Origin of the sequence: Pseudomonas sp. BF-RE-25 (genome assembly GCF_019956105.1) — a bacterium.
In the GTDB taxonomy this organism is placed as follows: domain Bacteria; phylum Pseudomonadota; class Gammaproteobacteria; order Pseudomonadales; family Pseudomonadaceae; genus Aquipseudomonas; species Aquipseudomonas migulae.
This window is the reverse complement of sequence record NZ_JAHBDB010000022.1, coordinates 157,256-175,222: the sequence shown is the minus strand read 5'-3', so window position 1 is coordinate 175,222 and position 17,967 is coordinate 157,256. Positions and strand designations below refer to the sequence as shown.

The window sequence follows — 17,967 nt, the reverse complement described above, 5'->3', positions numbered from 1 at the left end:
AGACCGACAATGCATTTAATTTCAGGATCTAAAAAATATTTAATTAACACCCTGAGGCCACCAAAGAATGGTCGCCGGCGCAGTGGTAGTTTTTAGGGGGTGCCAAAGGGGCTAAGATGCCTCGGATTGCCATCAGGAAACCGACCATGCGCTTATCCGAATTCATCAGGCAACACGTAGACCGTATCGTCGATGAATGGGAGCAGTTCGCCAGGACGATTACCCCGGCGGCAGAAAATATGGATCGAGTGGCCTTGCGTGATCACGCCAGGGAAATCCTGTTGGCGGCAGCGCGGGACATGACCACCGCGCAAACCGCCAGCGAGCAACTCGCCAAGGCCAGGGGCGAAGGTGTGGAGAAAACCCCGAGCCTGGATGAAGCCGGCGCCAGTCATGGTGAACTGCGCCACACCGTGGGCTTCGATCTGTTGCAGATGACCAGCGAATTCCGTCACCTGCGCGCCTGTGTGATCCGGTTGTGGGTCAACAGCCTGGAATCACCGGACCTCGCTTACTTCCAGGACATGATCCGTTTCAATGAAGCCATCGATGAAGCCCTTGCCGAATCCACGGCGGCCTATGCCGAACAGGTCAATCATTCGCGGGATATCTTCCTGGCTATTCTCGGCCATGACCTGCGCGCCCCCTTGCAGGCCGTGAGCATGTCCACCGAATTGCTGATGCGCAAAGCCACGCTTGAAGGCGATGCCTTGGCTTGTGCGGTCAACATCAAGCGCGGCGCGCGGCACATGGCGGTGATGGTCGGCGATTTGCTGGAGTTGGTGCGCAGTCGCCTGGGCAAGAGCCTGCCAATTGAACCCAAGCCGATGGACCTGGCCGATGCCGCCCACGCAGCGATTGCCGAAGCCTGTGCCGGTAATCCCGAATGCGATCCGACGGTTCATGCAGAGGGCGACACGACAGGCGTGTGGGATGCCGGACGCCTGGCCCAACTGCTGCAAAACCTGATCGGCAATGCGTTGCAGCATGGGTCGAACAAACGTGATGTGACGGTGACCCTCACCGGCGAACCAGACACCGTTCGTCTAACGGTGCATAACTTTGGAGCGCCGATCCCCGAAGACGCGATCGGTACGATCTTCGATCCGCTGGTACGCAGCGCCGATGAAGAGCTTGGCCAGCCGTCTACCAGCCTTGGCCTGGGGTTGTTCATCGTCAAGGAAGTGGTCGATGCGCACGGCGGGACGATCGAGGTCAGCTCGAACGAAACTGACGGGACGCTGTTTACCGTGGTGTTGCCCAGATAGACCGCCATCTGTAGGAGCCAGCTTGCTGGCGATGGCGATCTTACGGACGCCATCGCCAGCAAGCTGGCTCCTACAGGAATCGAATTCGCTTCAGCTATTCGACAACCAACCGCGCCAACCGCTGCTTGAGCATCCGGTTCTCCGCCCTCAGTTGCTGAACCTCATCCAGCAAATCCAGCGCCAGGGCGACGCCTTCCCACTCCAGCTCCAGGTCGTGCCGCAGTTTCGCGGCACGCTTGGCCAGCGCCAGCTCATAATCGGTGAAACGCCAATCCTTGGGCTGCTTGCCCTGAGGTTCGAGGATGCCGTGCTCGACGATTTCGATCACGTAGACGTCCGACAAATCGGTCGCCTCACAGAATTCTGCCATGTCCAGTTGAACGATCAGGGGGTTGCTCATGATGGGCTACTCCGTCTCTTGGATCAGAAGTTTTCTCTCGGGTCGAATGCGGCTTTTTTCGCCAGTTCCTGCCACAACGCCTTGACCTCGTCGCTCGAGGTTTTTGGCATGACCGCCTTCAATTGCACGAACAGATAACCGCGTTGACCGGCCTTGTTCAGCAAACCGTGGCCCTTGGCACGCATGCGCTGGCCGTTCTGGCTACCGGCGGGCACCTTGAGGTTGATCTTGCCTGTCAGTGTAGGCACGGCCACTTCGGTGCCCAACGCCAATTCCCATGGGGCCAGCGGCAGCGTAATGATCAGGTCCTCGCCTTCGACGTCGAACTTCGGATGCGGCGCAAAGCGAATGATCAGGAACAAGTCGCCGTTGGCGCCACCACCGATGCCCGGTGCACCCTGGCCTTTGAGGCGGATGCGCTCGCCGTCGGTCACGCCGGCGGGGATTTTCACGTTCAGGCTTTTGCTGGTGTTGCTGACGTGCTGGCCGGCAGCGTTGTACTGCGGCACCTGGAACGTGACCTTCTTCGATTCGTTCGAGAGGGTTTCTTCCAGAAAAATTCCAAGTTCCATTTCCACGTCTTGCCCTCGACGTCCGGCACTGCGACGCGACTCTCCACCACCAAACCCAGGACCACGGTTACCGAAGATCGAACTGAAGAAGTCCGAAAAATCGCCCGAGTCCTGACCGCCACCAAAACCACCGCCGCCACGCCCCTGCCAACCTGGCGGGCCCTGGAACGGTTGGCCGTGCTGGCCGTATTTGCGCAAGTCGTCGTATTCGGCGCGCTTGTCGGCGCTTTTCAGCGCTTCATAGGCTTCCGAAGCGTCCTTGAATTTGGACTCGGCGTCCTTTTCCTTGCTGACGTCGGGGTGGTATTTGCGCGCCAGCTTGCGATAAGCCGCCTTGATCGTCTTATCGTCCGCGGTCGGTTCCACACCGAGAATCTTGTAATAGTCTTTGAAGTCCATCGTGGAATCACCATCCATTATCAAAATCGCGCCATCACCGGCAGCATGCGCTCATTGGCAGCCGCAGGGTTGACCGATCTCAAGATTGTGACCGGGGCGCGTATCAGAAGTTTATCGGCAGCGGCGGGCGGTTCTTTTGACCATCCCAATGGCTGCCAGGGCCAATGCAGACAAGTTTGGGGCATCGGGCCGTCTTATCAAGGCGCTAATTACCGAGATTTAGCGGATAGTCGGCCTTCGAATCTGCGCCGCACTGGCATACACTGCGCGGCCGTTTTTTAACCGGAACCTGATAGACATGAAAAACGCATCTCCAGCCCGTGCCTGTGGTATCGACTTTGGCACGTCCAACTCCACCGTCGGCTGGCTGCGCCCCGGCATGGAAACGCTGATCGCGCTGGAGGACGACAAGATCACCCTGCCCTCGGTGGTCTTCTTCAATATGGAAGAACGCCGCCCGGTGTACGGCCGATTGGCGCTGCACGAGTACCTGGAAGGCTACGAAGGCCGACTGATGCGCTCGCTCAAGAGCCTGCTGGGTTCCAAGCTGATCAAGCACGACACCAGCGTTCTCGGCACAGCGATGCCGTTCAAGGACCTGCTCGGGTTGTTCATCGGTCAGCTGAAGAAACGTGCCGAAACCGCCGCTGGTCGCGAGTTCGACGAAGTGGTGCTGGGTCGTCCGGTGTTCTTCGTCGATGACGACGAAATGGCTGACCAGGAAGCGGAAAACACCTTGGTGGACGTGGCCCGCGCCATCGGCTTCAAGGATGTGTCGTTCCAGTACGAGCCGATTGCGGCAGCGTTCGACTATGAGTCGACCATCGAAAAGGAAGAGTTGGTACTGATCGTCGACATCGGCGGTGGTACGTCTGACTTCTCGCTGGTGCGCCTGTCTCCTGAACGCCGCAACCACGACAACCGTCACGAGGACATCCTCGCCACCGGCGGCGTGCATATTGGCGGGACCGATTTCGACAAGCAGTTGAGCCTGCAAGGCCTGATGCCACTGTTCGGCTACGGCAGCCGGATGAAAAGCGGTGCCTACATGCCGACCAGCCACCACATGAACCTGGCGACCTGGCACACCATAAACTCGGTGTATTCGCAGAAGTCGACCCTGGCCCTGGGCAGCATGCGCTACGACATCGAAGACACTGGCGGCATCGACCGTCTGTTCAAGCTGATCGAGCAACGCGCCGGGCACTGGCTGGCGATGGAAGTGGAAGAAACCAAGATCCAGCTGACCCACGCTGACAGCCGCCATGTGCCGCTAGACCGCATCGAGCCGGGCCTGAGCGTGGAGTTGAGCCGCGCGTTGTTTGAATCGGCCATCGACAACCTGCTGGAGCGCGTGCGCAACAGCGTGACCCAGATGCTGAACGACGCCGACGTGCGGGTCGATCAGGTGGATACGGTGTTCTTCACCGGTGGTTCGAGCGGGATTCCGGCATTGCGCAACAGCGTCTCGGCGATGTTGCCGAATGCGCGGCATGTGGAAGGCAACATCTTTGGCAGCATCGGCAGTGGTTTGGCGATTGAAGCGGCCAAGCGTTATGGGCCGATGGACTGATCCAGAACCGAGTCGCGTCCTTCGCGGGCAAGCCTCGCTCCTACAGGGATTGCATTGATTCTGTAGGAGCGAGGCTTGCCCGCGAAAGCGTCAATTCAGGCAATACATATCGACCGGATCAAACCATCCCAACCTGCTTCAACTCACTCTTCAAATACGCGTAATAAATCGGCCCCGCCACCACCCCCGGCAGGCCGAACGCGGCCTCGAACACCAGCATCGCCAACAGCAACTCCCACGACTTGGCACTGATCTGCCCGCCGACAATGCGCGCGTTGAGGAAGTATTCGAGCTTGTGGATAACAATCAGATAACCCAGCGCGGCCACCGCCACCCAGATCGACAGCGACAAGCCGACGATGGTGATCAGCGTGTTCGACATCAGGTTGCCGATCACCGGCAACAGGCCGAGCAGGAAGGTCAGCACGATCAGGGTTTTGGTCAGCGGTAGTTTGATGCCAAACATCGGCAGGACCACCGCCAGGAAAATCCCGGTGAAGAAGGTGTTGAGCAGGGAAATCTTGATCTGTGCGAACACGATGTTGCGGAACGCCTGGACCAGCAGGTGCAAGCGATCAAACAATGCAGCAGCCAGCGGCTTGCGCTTGGTCAGGTCCGGCACCCGTTGCAGGGCGATGATCGCGCCGAGCACCATGCCGATCAGCAACGTCACGAACATGTGCGCCGCGTCCTTGCCCACCAGTTGCAGGTCGCTGAGGTGTTTGCTCATCCACTCGCCAATCGCCACGCGAAACTCGGCGGCGCTGGCCGGCAGGTAGGCGTCGATGAACGGCGGCAACTGACCGCGAGCACGGTCGACCACGAGCATGAATTTATCGAGGGAAGCGCCGGGGTTTTCCGCCTCATGCAGCAGGAAACTGAAGGCACCGGCAAAGATCAGCGTCAGCACACTGACCACCAACGTCCCCAGTAACGCCACCGCCAGCCAGCGCGCACGCCGACCTTCGATTAGTCGCTGCAATTGCGGGGTGAGCATGTTGACCAGTTCGAACACCAGCAGACCGGCCAGAAGGCTTGGCAGCAAGCGCAACGGAATCACCAGCAGCAAACCACCAAAGATGATGACCCAACTGATGAGCAGCAAGACTTGGCGTTGAGAAAACGTTGGCATACAGCCTCAAAACGAACGGCGTAAAAGGATTGGCAGTCTGCCAGCGTTCGGGTGTCAGCACTAGGGATTGTGTGGGGCGACGTTGGTCGGGGGCAGAGGTGATTTCTGCAGCGCTCTGGCCTGCTCGCGATGGGGCCCTCACAATCCCCGCAAATCCGTTTATTTTTTCTTCAGGCAATCACTCATGAACGCCTTGCGCTCATCACCCTTGAGCGCCTTGGTCGCGGCATCGGCATTGCAGGGTTTCATCTTCTCTTGCTGAGGCGTCAGGGCTTTCGCGTCATTGGCGGCGGGTGCGGCTTTAAGGCAGGTGCTCATGAAGGCTTTGCGCTCATCGCCCTTGAGGCTTTTCGCGGTAGCGTCGGCATTGCAGGTAGTCATCTTGTTCTGTTGGGCTGTGGCGGCGAAGCCCTGGGAGCAGAGCAGCAAACCGATCATCAACAAAGGGACACGCAACATCTTCATGGAGTTTTCTCCTTGTTGCCGCACCGAGGGGCACGGCCTCGCTCTGGAGTGTAGACAAAGCCTGTTACAGCTTCCTGCCCGGCAGATGGCTTCGGCGATACTGCTCCGGCGTACACCCGGCCTGGCGCTGGAACATGGCGATAAACGCCGACCCGGTGCTGTAGCCCATGTCGAAGGCGATTTCCTGAATGCTGCGATGGCTGTCCAGTGCTTCGATCGCCGCCAGAAAACGCAAACGCTGCCGCCATTCGCCGAAACTCATGCCCAACTCGCGCACAAACTGCCGCGCCAGGGTGCGCTCGCTGACGTGAATCTGCTCGGCCCATGCCGACAACGGCCGGTTATCTCCGGGCTCAACCTGCAAGGCTTCCAGAATACCGAGCAGCCCGGGACTGCTGGCGTAGGGCAAGTAGCATTGGTGAATGGGCGCCTGCTGCAGCTGATCCACCAGCACTTGGGCAAGGCGTTGGTCGGTCTCTTGCTCGGGAATTTTCACGTCACGGGCGGCGAAGTCCTTGAGGATTGCCTTGAGGATGTCGCTGATCGCCAGGGTGCAGGCCTGCTTCGGCAGTTCGTGGCACAGCGCCGGCGCCAGGCAGACGGCGCGGTAGTTGATCGGTTGATTGCTGTAGAAACTGTGTTCGATCTGCGGCGGCACCCACACGGCATATTGCGGCGGCGACATGAAACGGCTGCTGCCGATTTCCATGTGCAACACACCGTTGGCCGAATACTCCAGCGTGCCCCAGGGGTGACGGTGGGCCGAGGCATATTCGTGGCTATTGAAGTCGGCGTAGCGGAAGTACACCGGCGCGGGCAACTCGCTGAAATCCAGCAGGTCGATGTGTTTGCTGTTCATGCTGTCTGTCATCAGGGTCAGGTTGTCTGGATCGCAGTATAGGCTTGCATCCGGACAGGCGATAATTCTCCCTCATTAACGTTCTGGTTGTTCCTGATGCAATACGCTTATCCCCTGCTGGCCATTTTCATTTGGGCTGGCAATACCGTGATCACCAAAATGTCGGCCGGGGCGATCTTCCCGGCGGAGATCGGTTTTTACCGCTGGCTGCTGGCCGGATTGTTGTTCACGCCCTTTATGCTCAAACCGGTGATCGCCCATTGGTCGGCCATCCGCCCGAACCTGTGGAAGATTTTCATCCTCGGCGTGCTGGGCATGGCGGTTTATCAGAGCCTGGCGTACTTCGCGGCGACGCTGACCTCCGCCACCAACATGGGCATCATCCTGTCGCTGATGCCGTTGATGTCGCTGGCCATGGCCATCGTCAGCCTGGGCCAGCGCCTGACCGCCGGTGCGCTGGCCGGTGCGGTGTTGTCGTTTGGCGGTGTGTTGGTGGTGGTGTCGTCCGGCAGCCTCAGTGCATTGCTTGAGCACGGGGTGAACCTGGGCGATGCAATGATGCTGATCGCCACGCTGGCCTATGCGATTTACAGCACGCTGCTGAAAAAATGGCAGCTGCGTTTGCCGCCGCTGGTGTTGTTGTATCTGCAGGTGTGGGTGGCGGTGGTGGTGCTGTTTCCGTTGTTCGCCGTGTCGCCGAAAATCGGTCCGACGCTGCAAAACATTCCGCTGGTGCTGTACGCCTGCCTGCTGGCGTCGATGGTTGCGCCGCTCGCATGGATGCAGGCCGTGGTGCGTCTGGGACCGAGCCGGACGACGCTGTTTTTCAATTTGCTGCCGGTGATTACCGCATTGATTGCCGCGCTGGTGTTGCATGAGCAATTGGCGATGTATCACCTGGTGGGCGGGATGTTGACGTTGGGTGGGGTGATTGTTTCGGAGCGTTGGACCATGGTGTTGGGGCGTAAGGTTAGCGTCGCCTGATCTGACGCCTTCGCGGGCAAGCCTCGCTCCTACAGTTCATGCGCTGTCCCTGTAGGAGCGAGGCTTGCCCGCGAAGAACGATAATGCGGTCTGACGGCTAAACCCCCGCCGCCTTCAACCGCGCCGCATGCTCGACAAACAACCGGATCGGTTCGGCCCCCTTCCCCACCAACCCCAACGATTGGTTGACGATGTCAAAGTGATCCAGCGGATACTCATCGCCAATCACCGTGCCCAGATGTGAGCTGTAACGCCCGACCATCCCGTCGCAATGCCCGACTTCACGCACGAAGGTTTTGGCAAACAGCCGACAACTGCGATTCGTCCCGTCGAACAGATTGCGCCCGCGATCAGTCTTGCCTGGCTGCAACGTGCCGGACCACGAGTAATAGCGCACACCGTTGACCTCTTCCGGCCCGTGCCCGCCCCATGTTTCAGGCAAGCCCTGTGGATAACGTTGGTTGAACAGCGCCACTCCCGCCGTCGTCAGCGATTCATGGGACGCGTGGATGTCCACCGGCAGCTTCGGCCCGCGATAACCCGTCTCCAGCCAACTCATCAAGATACCGATGAGTCGAAGAAAAAACGCCAGCAACCGCCCCCTCGCGCTGTCCGCCGGGTAATGTTTGTGCAAGTAATCCGCCAGTTCCGAGCCGTGATTGGGGCCGGCCACCGAGGTCACGGAAGCCACGCGATCCGGGCGTTTGGCGGCGGCATAACGGGCGGTCAGCGAGCCTTGGCTGTGGCCGATCAGGTTGACCTTCTCGGCACCGGTTTCGCGCAGGATTTCATCGATCCGCGCCAGCAATTGTTCACCGCGCACTTCAGTCGAGTGCAGCGGCGACACCTGAACCGCAATCACCGTCGCCCCTCCCTGGCGCAACGCCGCCACGATCCCGTACCAGTACGGATAAAGCACCAGACGGATAAACCCGAGCATTCCCGGGACCAGCACCAACGGATAACGCGTGGCAGAACCTTGCGACATGGGCAAACGTCCTTGTGATCGGTGAGGTGACGCAAGGCTGAATACAAGACATCAGCCCAGCATCGACATCGAATGTGACAGCTCGACGACCAGTCTATGACATCCGCTCTATTTCAGCCCCGCCACCCCCGCCACGATCAACCCGACCGATACCAGTTTGACTGCCGTCAGGCTTTCGCCGAGCAACGCAAACCCGAGAAACACCGTGCCCAGCGAACCGATAGCGGTCCAGATCGGGTAAGCGATGCTCACCGGCAATTCGCGCATCGCCAGGGTCAGGAAGTAAATCCCGCCCACCGCCGCCACTACCGTGATCAGCGACGGCCAGAGCCGGGTGAAGCCTTCGGCATACTTCATGCCCATGGCAAAGGTGACTTCGAACCCGGCGGCGATCAGCAAAAACACCCAGGCCATCTAGCACTCCCTGGCCAGCGTCAACAAACGCTGCTCGGCCTCGGCGACGGAGATCTCGAAGGTGCGCTCGGCGGATTCCTCACCCTCGGCGGCCACGACGGTCACGTCGGTAATGCCGATAAACCCCAGCGCCGTGCGCAACAGCGTATCGGCATGGTTCAAGGCTTCCAGTTCACCACCGGGACCGAAACCGAACCCGCCACGGCTGGTGACGATCAGCGCTTTCTTGCCGTGCACCAACGGCTCGTATTGCGCGACACCATTGTCCAGCGTGTGATTGAAGGTCAGCCCGAGCCGCACGATTTGATCGATCCACGCCTTGAGGCCGCTGGGCACGCTGAAGTTGTGCATCGGCGTGGAAATCAGCAGCAGATCGTGGCCCAGCAACTCGGCGACCAGTTCATCGCTGAACGCGAGGTCGGCCTGCATCGTCAGCGGCCGCGCCTCGGGCTCGGGGTAAAACGCGGCGGCCACAAACGCTTCGTTGACCGGAGGAATCAACGCCCGTCCGACTTCGCGGCGAGTCAGTTGCGCTTGCGGATGGCGGGCCTGCCAGGCGCCAAGAAACACTTCGGCCAGGCGACGGGAGTGGGAACGTTCGCCCCGTGGGCTGGCGTGAATGGCAAGAATTGTGTTCATCTGAATCTCCTGAGGACTAAACTCAAACCGCGTGTGGCATGCAGCTTGTGCCCGCGACCGTCTCGCCTCAAATGAGCAAAAATCAGCCGGGATGAATTAATTTCATCCATGGAGTGTTCAATGTTTGCCTCGCTGCCACTGACCGCCCTGCGCGCCTTCGAATCCGCCTCACGCCTGCTGAGTTTCAAGGCCGCCGCCGAAGAACTGTCGGTGACACCAACGGCGGTTTCCCACCAGATCCGCTCGCTGGAAACCTGGCTCGGCGTGCCACTGTTCGAGCGACTACCACGGCAAGTGCGCCTGACCGAATGCGGCGAGCGTCTGTTCCACAGCCTGCACGGCGCTTTTCTGGAAGTGGCGCAAAGCGTCGACACCTTGCGCCCGCAACGCAGCGGCACCAGCCTGACAATCTCCACCACCGCCGCTTTTGCTGCGTTGTGGCTGGTACCGCGACTGGGGCGTTTTTACGCCCGGCATCCGAACATCAGCGTGCGGCTGGACACCCATTGCGAAGTCATCGATTTGCATCAGGACGCCAGCGTCGATCTGGTGGTGCGCTATAGCCTCGATGACTACCCGAACCTTTATGGTCTGTGCCTGTTCGATGAATCATTCGGCGTTTATGGCTCGCCGGAACAGGTTGCACAGGCCAGCATCCGCGCACCGACGTTGATCAGCGTGCGCTGGCACAACTCGAAGCTGTATGCCCATGGCTGGGAGGCGTGGTGCTCGCAGTCTGCAGAAACCTGGCTGACGGCAAACCCGGCGGTCCGCGAATACGACGAAGAGCATTACGCGCTGCAAGCAGCGATCGCCGGACAAGGCCTGGTACTGGCGAGCAATATCCTGGTGTCCGAGAGCGTGGCCAGCGGTTTGTTGGTGGCTTACCGGAGTGACATTCAGGTGAATGGCGCCGGCTACAGCGCGCTGTGCGTACCGGGTCGTGAACGCCATCCGCCGGTGCGGGCATTTTTTGCGTGGTTGCAGGAGGAAGCCCGATTGTCTGGCCTGTTGCCAAGATCGCAAATCACATCAAACTTTTCGCCGCGCTTGTCACTTGATCATTCAGAACATCAGTAATGTAAGACCCGATCTGGCTCAGAAAGAAGAGCATGCCGACAATATGGCCAATACATTGAAATACTTATAAACGACAACTAAATTCTTATCACCAAAATAGCCACAAGAATTCAACCAACAACTAACCACCCTTCAAACCTAAGGTTACAAACACTGAATAGACATTTTCCAGCATGGACTTATTCTAACAACCACAACCCAATGGTTGCTTAAATAAACTTATAAAGGACTATACCCATGCATTTGGAAGAACGACTTGAATTTATTGACTCCCTGCCACCACTGCCAGCGGTTTCGAATGAACTGATCATCACACCTCGCTCACTGACCAACGCGCCTCCACACGACATCAACAAGCCAACCGCTAGTGTCATGCCTGATACGATCGATGCATTCTTGCCAGGCGTTTCACAGCAAATTATCGACGATGTTAATCTGTGCAAGTTAGTGATGCAAAATGCCGCAACCAAACTATACCCTGAAGATGCACAGCTCTTCGAATGGTACAAATACTATGTGGGTGGCCTGGACAAACTTGGCTGGGTTGTTCAAAACAAAAACATGGAAACTGTCACCATCCGAAAGATTGGCCTGACCATGGATCAGGTTGCCCTTCACGTCGCAACCGCACTGATCGGAGCGGGCCCTGCCGCAATCTTGGCAAACGTTGCGCAACTGGCCGTCGGCGCCGTGCAAAAAGACCCCGGCGCCATTCAGATCTTTGACCGGAACAGGAAAACCGGTACGCAGGCAAAATTTGATATCGCTCCGGTTTGGGTCGATAAAAACAATCAACCAAACATGCTCCTCAATTGCATCTCCCTGGATGCACGGGAAAGCACGCGTGGCATTCTGTTCTGGAAGTCCACCCAGCAGAGCACCACCATAAAAACAGGAGCTGTACGCACCTATCTGGATGCTCAGACTTTCTCGGGACTGCGCTCCGATCTTTATGCGAAGTTCACGGAAGCCGGGAAAAAATTCATCAAAGACCTTCCTGACTTTTAATCACCTATGAATATTTAAATCGACAAATAATTGTCGATTTAAATAACTTTTCCGCGCATAGGCTGCGCCCGGAGACAATCATGGATACATCCACATTCGATGTATATCTTGTCAATGGCAACATTACTATTTTTTGCGGCACTCACTCTGACAAGTTCAAGAACGATATTTTAAATTCAAGCCTCTATGCAGAACTGGTGGCGACGCAGCGCAGTGGTGATCGAGAAGCGTCGTGGTTAACCTACACAGACATCGTGAGCAAGTTCAAGTGGGTCATAAACAGTCGAGAGACACAGCGTACTGCGTTTGACAATTCAAGCTTGCTGGAACTCTTGACTCAGAGCGCAGGAAGCGCTCTACCACACAACGAACGACAAATACTGACCAACGCTTTTTCGCGACTAAAGAAACTCGCGCGCGACTCATTGGCCATTAAAACAATTATCGACAAACTCAGCGCCAACGGCTCTGCGGCTGCCGGTGGAACACACACGCTGTTGAATATTGTTCGCAAAGACAAAACCTTGTTAACACTGCAACTATCCTTCAAAACACCCACCGTGATTGATATCGACATCCTTGACAAACCAGTGCTGAAGTCAATCAACGATGGAAAAACCAACATTCGATTGTTACGTAGCTCACTGGATGAGCTTCAATACAACGAAGTCAGAAATACGGTTATCAATAAACTGGGAAAAAAAATCAGTACGGACCTGCTACATATCCCCACACCAAACTGATTGAACTGAAATTTTCCCCTGGTTTAATCGCTCTCGAATCATCAGTTCGAAAGCGATTAAACCGTTCAGGCGGGGTCAGTTTTTGACCGTTTTCGGCGCCTTGCCCGCCTTCATCTGCTCCAGCAACGGCGCACACTGATTCGGCTCACCACCACTCGGCGCCACCAGCGCCAGTAACCCCGCCGCCGGCGCCGCAATCACGCCCAAGGCCACCATCCCCGCCCCGCGCAGCAACAGCGGCACCGCTTTAACGCCAGCGTCCGGCTTGATGAACTTGCCTCGCACGTACAGCGGCGAACGCAGGGAAATCAGGCGCCAGCCCTTGGATTCCGGGGTGATGGTCAGGTCCAGTTGCTCAGTGGCCATGTTCGCCGTGCCATCGATGTAGATGATCGCGTTCTCGGTATCAAAGACAAACAACCGAGTGGTGGCCAGGCCAGTCTTGATGTCGAAGTCGGCCGCCGCGCAATTGATCTTCACTTCTTTGTCGCCAAAGATTTTACCGACCACGTAGTTGCCAACGTTGAGCCCGGCCAGTTCCATCAACTCGCGGCTGATGGCACCGTCGTTGATCAGCATCTTCAGATTGCCATTGGCCGTTCCCAGCAGCTTGGCCACCGAGTTGCCGTGACCACTGATGTCGGCATCGCCATTGAGCTCGCCGAAACTGGTCTTCATCGGTTCAAAAGTCGGGAACAGCTGCTTGAGCTTGAAACCGCGCCCGGTCAGCTTGGCGTTGCCTTCCAGCGGTTCGGTGCGACCGTTCAGGCGAATCTGCGCATCCAGTTTGCCGCCGGCCACGCCGAAACGCAGGGGTTCGAGGCTGAGCACGCCGTCGGTCAGCACCAGGTGCGTGTAGAGGTCATTGAACGGCAGTTTTTCACTGTGGACGATGCGCTTGCCGGTAAATTCGACGTCAGCGTCCATGTCGCGCCAGCGCTCGGTCTTGAACTCTTCGACCGGTAACACCTTGTCCGCCGGCTGCTTGCTTTCGCCGCCTCGGGCCTTTTGCTTGGCGTTGGAGTCGGCGCCGATCAAGGGCGCAAGGTCGGTAAACAACAGTTGATTGGAGAGCAGCGAACCGCTGAGTTTCGGCCGAGGCTGACTGGCGACGTAGGCCAGGCTGCCATGGATGTCGCTCTCGCCGATCTTGCCGTTGAACGCTTCGTAATGGAACACCGCGCCGCCCGGCTCATGCAGTTTGGCGATCAAGTGGCCGTCGGTGGCGTAGGGCGGTGTATCCGGCAGGGTCACGCCGGTCAGCGGATAGAGGTTGCCCAGGCTACTGCCGGCCAGTTTCAGCCGCAGGTCCAGCGCACCAAGGTTGAGTGGATCGGTCAGCGTACCGGCGAGCTCGACGCTGGTGTCGGCAATCTTGACTTGGGCCTGAAGCGGGAACGGCCGGGCCGAATCCTGCAAGGCCAGCAGGCCGCCGATCTTGCCTTCGCCTGCCAGTTTCTGGCCGTGGTATTGGCCTTTGACCTTCAGTGAAAACGCGTAATCCTGGGGAGCCGCGCCCTTCTCCTGCTCAGTTTTCGCGGCTTTTTCGCCGACGATGTCGCTGAACGGGATCGGTTTGCCAAGCGGGTCGATGATCAGGTCGAGCTGCGTTTTCAGGCTCTGGTCGTCGAGGGTGACATGGCCTTTGTCGAAACCAATCGCGCCGATGTCGACCACCCAACTGGACGGTTTGGCGTTCGGGTCTTTCGGGTCGAACTTGAAGGTCCAGTTGGCGCGGCCATCGGCCAGGCGCTGGAGGTCTGCGTTCGGCTCGGTCAAGTCAATGCGCGGGATCGTCACCCGTTGCGCCAACAAGGCCAGCGGCGAAATGCGCAGCTCGACGCGTTTGAGCGAGACCATCTGCGGCTGCTTCGACCAGTCCGGGTTGCCGAGGCTCAGGTCTTGCGCCACCACATGCGGCCACGGCACCCAGGCGCGCCATCCACCTTCGTCAAGCTCACGCCGCCAGACCACCGACAGGTCGCCATTAATAGCGAACGGGCGGTGCAGCTCTTCGGAGACTTTGGCGTTGAGGGTCGGTTTGATCCGGTTCCAATCGAAGAACGCGATGATCAGAACCAGTATCGCCAGTAACACAACCAGGCTGGCAAAGGTCCAGGCAAAAATTTTCGGGGTGCGCGTCATTGCACAGGGCTCCTGAATACGACTGAGCGCCCTGACCGCGACGCGCGTGTGAAACCCCAGGCCAGAACCGGCCTGGCATGAAGCCTAGGACTGGGAAACGGCGCGCAGGTTTAATCGAAATGCGGCTTAACGTTCAAATAATCGGTCGGGGACACCCTGCACTCGAAATCCGGCGTTACCGACCCCGCACTTTTGTGCGACGCACGTGAGTAGAAAATACCCACATCAGTGCGAAAACATCCGCCGGAAAGGCCCGGTCTAGAGCCTTCGCACGGAACAATCAATTCTGTTGATTATTACCATTGCGTTTATGAACTTTTATATCGACTTATCGAGAGTAGCATTGCCCTCGTACCCACTTGCCGCCCTCCCACGGAGCACATGATCATGAAACGCCAACTACTGTTTAGCCTTACCCTCTCCATGCTGGCCAGCACCGCTTTCGCCCTGCCAGCCGCTGACCAGGCCACCCCACAAGTGAAAGACAGCCACTCGGTGTTCAGTCAAACCGTTGCCGAAGGTGGTAATGATCGCCTGAAAGAAAAAGGCCTGATCACTCAAGATGGTTCGGACCGCACTCCACAAGGTCAAACCCTGGCCGCTGACGGTTCTGATCGCACCCCACAAGGCCAAACCCTGGCTGCCGACGGTTCCGACCGCACCCCACAAGGCCAAACCCTGGCTGCCGACGGCTCCGACCGCACCCCACAAGGCCAAACCCTGGCTGCTGACGGTTCCGACCGCACCCCACAAGGCCAAACCCTGGCTGCTGACGGTTCCGACCGCACTCCACAAGGCCAAACCCTGGCTGCTGACGGTTCCGACCGCACTCCACAAGGCCAAACCCTGGCTGCCGACGGTTCCGACCGTACCCCACAAGGCCAAACCCTGGCTGAAGGTGGTGGTGACCGTGTAATCGAACGCAACAGCGCTGTGAGCTAAGCCCATGGCGGCCTTGAAAAAAAGCCCAATCCACGGATTGGGCTTTTGACTTTATAGAAGCCACGCATTCCCTCGCATCACTCCCGATAGTCGTTCGACGCCAGCAAAGCCGATTTGCTAGAGTGCGCCGCTGTCTTGTCCAGAAAACACCCTTGCGATGCTGCCCCGCGCCGAACAGAAACAACAAACCCGCAACGCCTTGATGGACGCTGCCCGCCATTTGATGGAGTGCGGCCGAGGATTCGGCAGCCTGAGCCTGCGCGAAGTGGCGAAAACCGCCGGCATCGTCCCCACCGGTTTCTACCGGCATTTCGCCGATATGGATGAACTGGGCCTGGTGCTGGTGAGCGAAGTCGGACAAACCTTCCGCGAAACCATCCGCCTGGTGCGTCACAACGAGTTCGTCATGGGCGGCATCATCGATGCCTCGGTGCGGATTTTTCTCGACGTGGTGTCGGCCAATCGTTCGCAATTCCTGTTTCTGGCCCGCGAGCAGTACGGCGGTTCGCTACCGGTGCGCCTGGCCATCGGTCGCTTGCGCGAAGACATCAGCTCGGACCTCGCGGCCGATTTGTCCTTGATGCCGAAACTGCAACACCTGGACATCGCCGGTCTGAGTGTCATGGCCGATCTCATCGTCAAAAGCGTGTTTGCAACCCTGCCGGAAATCATTGATCCGCCGGCCGAGGCGTTGCCCGCGCATCTGACACCACAGGCGAAAATCACTCAGCAGCTGCGCTTTATCTTCATCGGCCTCAAACACTGGCAAGGCCTGGGCAGCACGGAATAACCCTCCTGCGCGCCGACTTCCTGCAGGAGCCGGCTTGCTGGCGATTCAGACAACACGGTGCATCTGAACCACCACCTCCCTTGTAGGAGCTGGCTTGCCAGCGATGGCGCCCTTCAGCCAATAAAGATGTCGTCTGGCCGACCGCTATCGCCGGCAAGCCGGCTCCTACAAAGGATTTGCGGCGCTCGCTGCGTTATGGACAACATGGAGCACACCCTGCGCCGTCATTTGGTGCGCCTTCCCCAGCCCCGCACCAAATTGCCGCAACAAACTGAAACGCCCTCCATGCGCCGACAGGCATTTCCTACACTTGCGCCGATTGGCAAGCCCCTTGCTCTAGCCTGACTATTGTCCATAGCTGGAAGCTTTCCGATGCTGGTGATTCATCGCAGAATCGACCCTCAACCCGTCTGGGCCGCCGAGTTGCACCTGACCTTCGAAGCCCGGAGCAAAAGCCGTTTGCGCTGTTTCAGTGCCGAGGGTGAAGACGTCGGGTTGTTTTTGGAGCGCGGTCAGTCGCCCCTCACTGATGGCGAATGCCTGCAGGCTGAAGACGGTCGCATCGTCCGCGTCTGCGCCCGCCCCGAACAACTGCTGCACGTCACCTGCGCCAACGCCTTCGAACTGACCCGCGCGGCCTATCACCTGGGCAATCGCCACGTCGCCCTGCAAGTCGGTGATGGCTGGTTGCGCCTGCTCGACGACTACGTGCTCAAGGCCATGCTCGAACAACTTGAAGCCAAGGTCGAAAACATCGAAGCACCGTTCCAGCCGGAACACGGCGCCTATGGCGGTGGCCATCACCACTCGCGGCACGGCGACGAAGACTTCAACTACCCGCCAAAACTGCACCAATTCGGCGTGCGCCAATGAACCCGGCCTGGGCGCTGTTGCGCCTGGCCAGTCCGCAATTGCCGATTGGCGGCTACAGCTATTCCCAAGGTCTGGAAATGGCGGTGGATAACGGCCGGGTAAGTGATTCAGACAGCGCCCGTCGCTGGATCAGCGATCAATTGCTGCTGAACCTGGCACGCTTCGAGGCGCCCCTGCTGCTCGCCCATTGCGTGGCCGCCGCCGCAGAAAACTGGGCCGAACTGCTGCAACGCTGCGAAGAACACCGCGCCAGCCGGGAAACCCGCGAGTTGCATCAGGAGAGCCGACAGATGGGCTACTCCTTACAGCAACTGCTCAATGGCTTGCCGGAACTCGATGCACCGGCCCGCGCCTTTCTCGAACAACGCCCCGAACCGCATTTGGCCCTCGGCTGGGCGCTGGCCGCACGCGCCTGGCACATCAGCCCGCAAGACGCGCTGGCCGCGTGGCTCTGGAGCTGGCTGGAAAACCAGTTGGCGGTGCTGATGAAAACCCTGCCGCTGGGCCAGCAAGCCGCGCAACGCCTGACCAGCGAACTGCTGCCGCTGCTGCAACAAGCCCAGCAGGACGCCACCCGAATCACCCCCGACCACTATGGCAGCGCCGCTTTCGGCCTGTCCCTGGCGTGCATGGCCCATGAGCGCCAGTACAGCCGTCTGTTCCGTTCCTAGGGCCTGTTATTTTGGAGAATCG

General features: G+C 58.6%; 19 protein-coding genes. 10 read left to right on the top strand and 9 right to left on the bottom strand.

What is annotated here, in order from left to right; all coding sequences use genetic code 11:
• Positions 1 to 146: 146 nt before the first annotated feature.
• Complete coding sequence (locus KGB24_RS12240) at positions 147 to 1,268, top strand: sensor histidine kinase (RefSeq protein ID WP_223414914.1); 1,122 nt, start codon at positions 147 to 149, stop codon at positions 1,266 to 1,268.
• A gap of 94 nt (positions 1,269 to 1,362) precedes the next feature.
• Here the strand turns inward: KGB24_RS12240 and KGB24_RS12235 are convergent, their stop codons facing one another.
• Together KGB24_RS12235 and KGB24_RS12230 are read right to left on the bottom strand one after the other, a co-directional pair.
• Positions 1,363 to 1,668, bottom strand: coding sequence for a chaperone modulator CbpM (locus tag KGB24_RS12235; protein ID WP_223414911.1), 306 nt, complete (start codon positions 1,666 to 1,668; stop codon positions 1,363 to 1,365).
• A 23-nt stretch (positions 1,669 to 1,691) separates the two neighbouring features.
• Entirely contained in the window at positions 1,692 to 2,639 is a 948-nt protein-coding gene (locus KGB24_RS12230; protein WP_008031184.1) for a DnaJ C-terminal domain-containing protein, read from the bottom strand.
• A 298-nt stretch (positions 2,640 to 2,937) separates the two neighbouring features.
• Here KGB24_RS12230 and KGB24_RS12225 point away from each other — a divergent pair, with 298 nt between their 5' ends.
• Positions 2,938 to 4,212, top strand: coding sequence for an Hsp70 family protein (locus KGB24_RS12225; protein WP_008031182.1), 1,275 nt, complete (start codon positions 2,938 to 2,940; stop codon positions 4,210 to 4,212).
• Between the two features lie 118 nt (positions 4,213 to 4,330).
• On the opposite strand, the gene KGB24_RS12220 is transcribed toward KGB24_RS12225, so the two are convergent.
• From KGB24_RS12220 to KGB24_RS12210, 3 genes are all read right to left on the bottom strand, one after another.
• Positions 4,331 to 5,344, bottom strand: a complete 1,014-nt coding sequence (locus tag KGB24_RS12220) for an AI-2E family transporter (RefSeq protein ID WP_008038685.1) — start codon at positions 5,342 to 5,344, stop codon at positions 4,331 to 4,333.
• A 159-nt stretch (positions 5,345 to 5,503) separates the two neighbouring features.
• Positions 5,504 to 5,809 carry a PsiF family protein gene (locus KGB24_RS12215; RefSeq protein ID WP_223414910.1) on the bottom strand — a complete coding sequence of 102 codons (306 nt, stop codon included), beginning with the start codon at positions 5,807 to 5,809 and terminating at the stop codon, positions 5,504 to 5,506.
• A 64-nt stretch (positions 5,810 to 5,873) separates the two neighbouring features.
• Positions 5,874 to 6,668, bottom strand: a complete 795-nt coding sequence (locus KGB24_RS12210) for an AraC family transcriptional regulator (RefSeq protein WP_223414908.1) — start codon at positions 6,666 to 6,668, stop codon at positions 5,874 to 5,876.
• A gap of 96 nt (positions 6,669 to 6,764) precedes the next feature.
• Here KGB24_RS12210 and KGB24_RS12205 point away from each other — a divergent pair, with 96 nt between their 5' ends.
• Positions 6,765 to 7,652 carry a DMT family transporter gene (locus KGB24_RS12205; RefSeq protein ID WP_223414906.1) on the top strand — a complete coding sequence of 296 codons (888 nt, stop codon included), beginning with the start codon at positions 6,765 to 6,767 and terminating at the stop codon, positions 7,650 to 7,652.
• Positions 7,653 to 7,749: 97 nt separating this feature from the next.
• Here KGB24_RS12205 and KGB24_RS12200 read toward each other — a convergent pair whose 3' ends face one another.
• The 3 genes from KGB24_RS12200 to KGB24_RS12190 form a co-directional block, all read right to left on the bottom strand.
• The gene (locus tag KGB24_RS12200; RefSeq protein ID WP_223414904.1) at positions 7,750 to 8,640 is read right to left on the bottom strand and encodes an esterase/lipase family protein; all 891 of its coding nucleotides are present in this window, start codon (positions 8,638 to 8,640) and stop codon (positions 7,750 to 7,752) included.
• Positions 8,641 to 8,748: 108 nt separating this feature from the next.
• Positions 8,749 to 9,054 carry a DMT family transporter gene (locus KGB24_RS12195; protein ID WP_008031171.1) on the bottom strand — a complete coding sequence of 102 codons (306 nt, stop codon included), beginning with the start codon at positions 9,052 to 9,054 and terminating at the stop codon, positions 8,749 to 8,751.
• Complete coding sequence (locus KGB24_RS12190; protein ID WP_223414902.1) at positions 9,055 to 9,693, bottom strand: FMN-dependent NADH-azoreductase; 639 nt, start codon at positions 9,691 to 9,693, stop codon at positions 9,055 to 9,057.
• Between the two features lie 108 nt (positions 9,694 to 9,801).
• Here KGB24_RS12190 and KGB24_RS12185 point away from each other — a divergent pair, with 108 nt between their 5' ends.
• From KGB24_RS12185 to KGB24_RS12175, 3 genes are all read left to right on the top strand, one after another.
• Positions 9,802 to 10,773 (top strand): LysR substrate-binding domain-containing protein, encoded by a 972-nt coding sequence (locus KGB24_RS12185; protein WP_223414900.1) that lies wholly within the window; start codon positions 9,802 to 9,804, stop codon positions 10,771 to 10,773.
• 237 nt (positions 10,774 to 11,010) lie between these two features.
• Positions 11,011 to 11,781 (top strand): hypothetical protein, encoded by a 771-nt coding sequence (locus tag KGB24_RS12180; RefSeq protein ID WP_223414897.1) that lies wholly within the window; start codon positions 11,011 to 11,013, stop codon positions 11,779 to 11,781.
• Between the two features lie 80 nt (positions 11,782 to 11,861).
• Entirely contained in the window at positions 11,862 to 12,524 is a 663-nt protein-coding gene (locus KGB24_RS12175; protein ID WP_223414895.1) for a hypothetical protein, read from the top strand.
• A gap of 75 nt (positions 12,525 to 12,599) precedes the next feature.
• On the opposite strand, the gene KGB24_RS12170 is transcribed toward KGB24_RS12175, so the two are convergent.
• Entirely contained in the window at positions 12,600 to 14,669 is a 2,070-nt protein-coding gene (locus KGB24_RS12170) for an AsmA family protein (RefSeq protein ID WP_223414893.1), read from the bottom strand.
• Positions 14,670 to 15,056: 387 nt separating this feature from the next.
• On the opposite strand from KGB24_RS12170, the gene KGB24_RS12165 reads away from it, so the two are divergent.
• The 4 genes from KGB24_RS12165 (at position 15,057) to KGB24_RS12150 (ending at position 17,945) form a co-directional block, all read left to right on the top strand.
• The gene (locus KGB24_RS12165; RefSeq protein ID WP_192226941.1) at positions 15,057 to 15,611 is read left to right on the top strand and encodes a hypothetical protein; all 555 of its coding nucleotides are present in this window, start codon (positions 15,057 to 15,059) and stop codon (positions 15,609 to 15,611) included.
• A 157-nt stretch (positions 15,612 to 15,768) separates the two neighbouring features.
• Positions 15,769 to 16,401, top strand: coding sequence for a TetR family transcriptional regulator (locus KGB24_RS12160; RefSeq protein ID WP_008035416.1), 633 nt, complete (start codon positions 15,769 to 15,771; stop codon positions 16,399 to 16,401).
• 372 nt (positions 16,402 to 16,773) lie between these two features.
• A complete protein-coding gene (ureE, locus tag KGB24_RS12155; protein WP_008035414.1) occupies positions 16,774 to 17,274 on the top strand; it encodes an urease accessory protein UreE in 501 nt (166 codons plus the stop codon).
• Positions 17,271 to 17,945: an urease accessory protein UreF gene (locus KGB24_RS12150; RefSeq protein ID WP_223414892.1), complete on the top strand. Its 675-nt coding sequence runs from the start codon at positions 17,271 to 17,273 to the stop codon at positions 17,943 to 17,945. The genes ureE and KGB24_RS12150 overlap by 4 nt, the downstream gene beginning before the upstream one ends.
• Positions 17,946 to 17,967: the final 22 nt, after the last annotated feature.

Bases quoted from the DNA above. Each gene is read 5' to 3' on its own strand.
- KGB24_RS12240 (WP_223414914.1), top strand. From the start codon at position 147: ATGCGCTTATCCGAATTCATCAGGCAACACGTAGACCGTATCGTCGAT.
- KGB24_RS12235 (WP_223414911.1), bottom strand. From the start codon at position 1,668: ATGAGCAACCCCCTGATCGTTCAACTGGACATGGCAGAATTCTGTGAG.
- KGB24_RS12230 (WP_008031184.1), bottom strand. From the start codon at position 2,639: ATGGACTTCAAAGACTATTACAAGATTCTCGGTGTGGAACCGACCGCG.
- KGB24_RS12225 (WP_008031182.1), top strand. From the start codon at position 2,938: ATGAAAAACGCATCTCCAGCCCGTGCCTGTGGTATCGACTTTGGCACG.
- KGB24_RS12220 (WP_008038685.1), bottom strand. From the start codon at position 5,344: ATGCCAACGTTTTCTCAACGCCAAGTCTTGCTGCTCATCAGTTGGGTC.
- KGB24_RS12215 (WP_223414910.1), bottom strand. From the start codon at position 5,809: ATGAAGATGTTGCGTGTCCCTTTGTTGATGATCGGTTTGCTGCTCTGC.
- KGB24_RS12210 (WP_223414908.1), bottom strand. From the start codon at position 6,668: ATGAACAGCAAACACATCGACCTGCTGGATTTCAGCGAGTTGCCCGCG.
- KGB24_RS12205 (WP_223414906.1), top strand. From the start codon at position 6,765: ATGCAATACGCTTATCCCCTGCTGGCCATTTTCATTTGGGCTGGCAAT.
- KGB24_RS12200 (WP_223414904.1), bottom strand. From the start codon at position 8,640: ATGTCGCAAGGTTCTGCCACGCGTTATCCGTTGGTGCTGGTCCCGGGA.
- KGB24_RS12195 (WP_008031171.1), bottom strand. From the start codon at position 9,054: ATGGCCTGGGTGTTTTTGCTGATCGCCGCCGGGTTCGAAGTCACCTTT.
- KGB24_RS12190 (WP_223414902.1), bottom strand. From the start codon at position 9,693: ATGAACACAATTCTTGCCATTCACGCCAGCCCACGGGGCGAACGTTCC.
- KGB24_RS12185 (WP_223414900.1), top strand. From the start codon at position 9,802: ATGGAGTGTTCAATGTTTGCCTCGCTGCCACTGACCGCCCTGCGCGCC.
- KGB24_RS12180 (WP_223414897.1), top strand. From the start codon at position 11,011: ATGCATTTGGAAGAACGACTTGAATTTATTGACTCCCTGCCACCACTG.
- KGB24_RS12175 (WP_223414895.1), top strand. From the start codon at position 11,862: ATGGATACATCCACATTCGATGTATATCTTGTCAATGGCAACATTACT.
- KGB24_RS12170 (WP_223414893.1), bottom strand. From the start codon at position 14,669: ATGACGCGCACCCCGAAAATTTTTGCCTGGACCTTTGCCAGCCTGGTT.
- KGB24_RS12165 (WP_192226941.1), top strand. From the start codon at position 15,057: ATGAAACGCCAACTACTGTTTAGCCTTACCCTCTCCATGCTGGCCAGC.
- KGB24_RS12160 (WP_008035416.1), top strand. From the start codon at position 15,769: ATGCTGCCCCGCGCCGAACAGAAACAACAAACCCGCAACGCCTTGATG.
- ureE (WP_008035414.1), top strand. From the start codon at position 16,774: ATGCTGGTGATTCATCGCAGAATCGACCCTCAACCCGTCTGGGCCGCC.
- KGB24_RS12150 (WP_223414892.1), top strand. From the start codon at position 17,271: ATGAACCCGGCCTGGGCGCTGTTGCGCCTGGCCAGTCCGCAATTGCCG.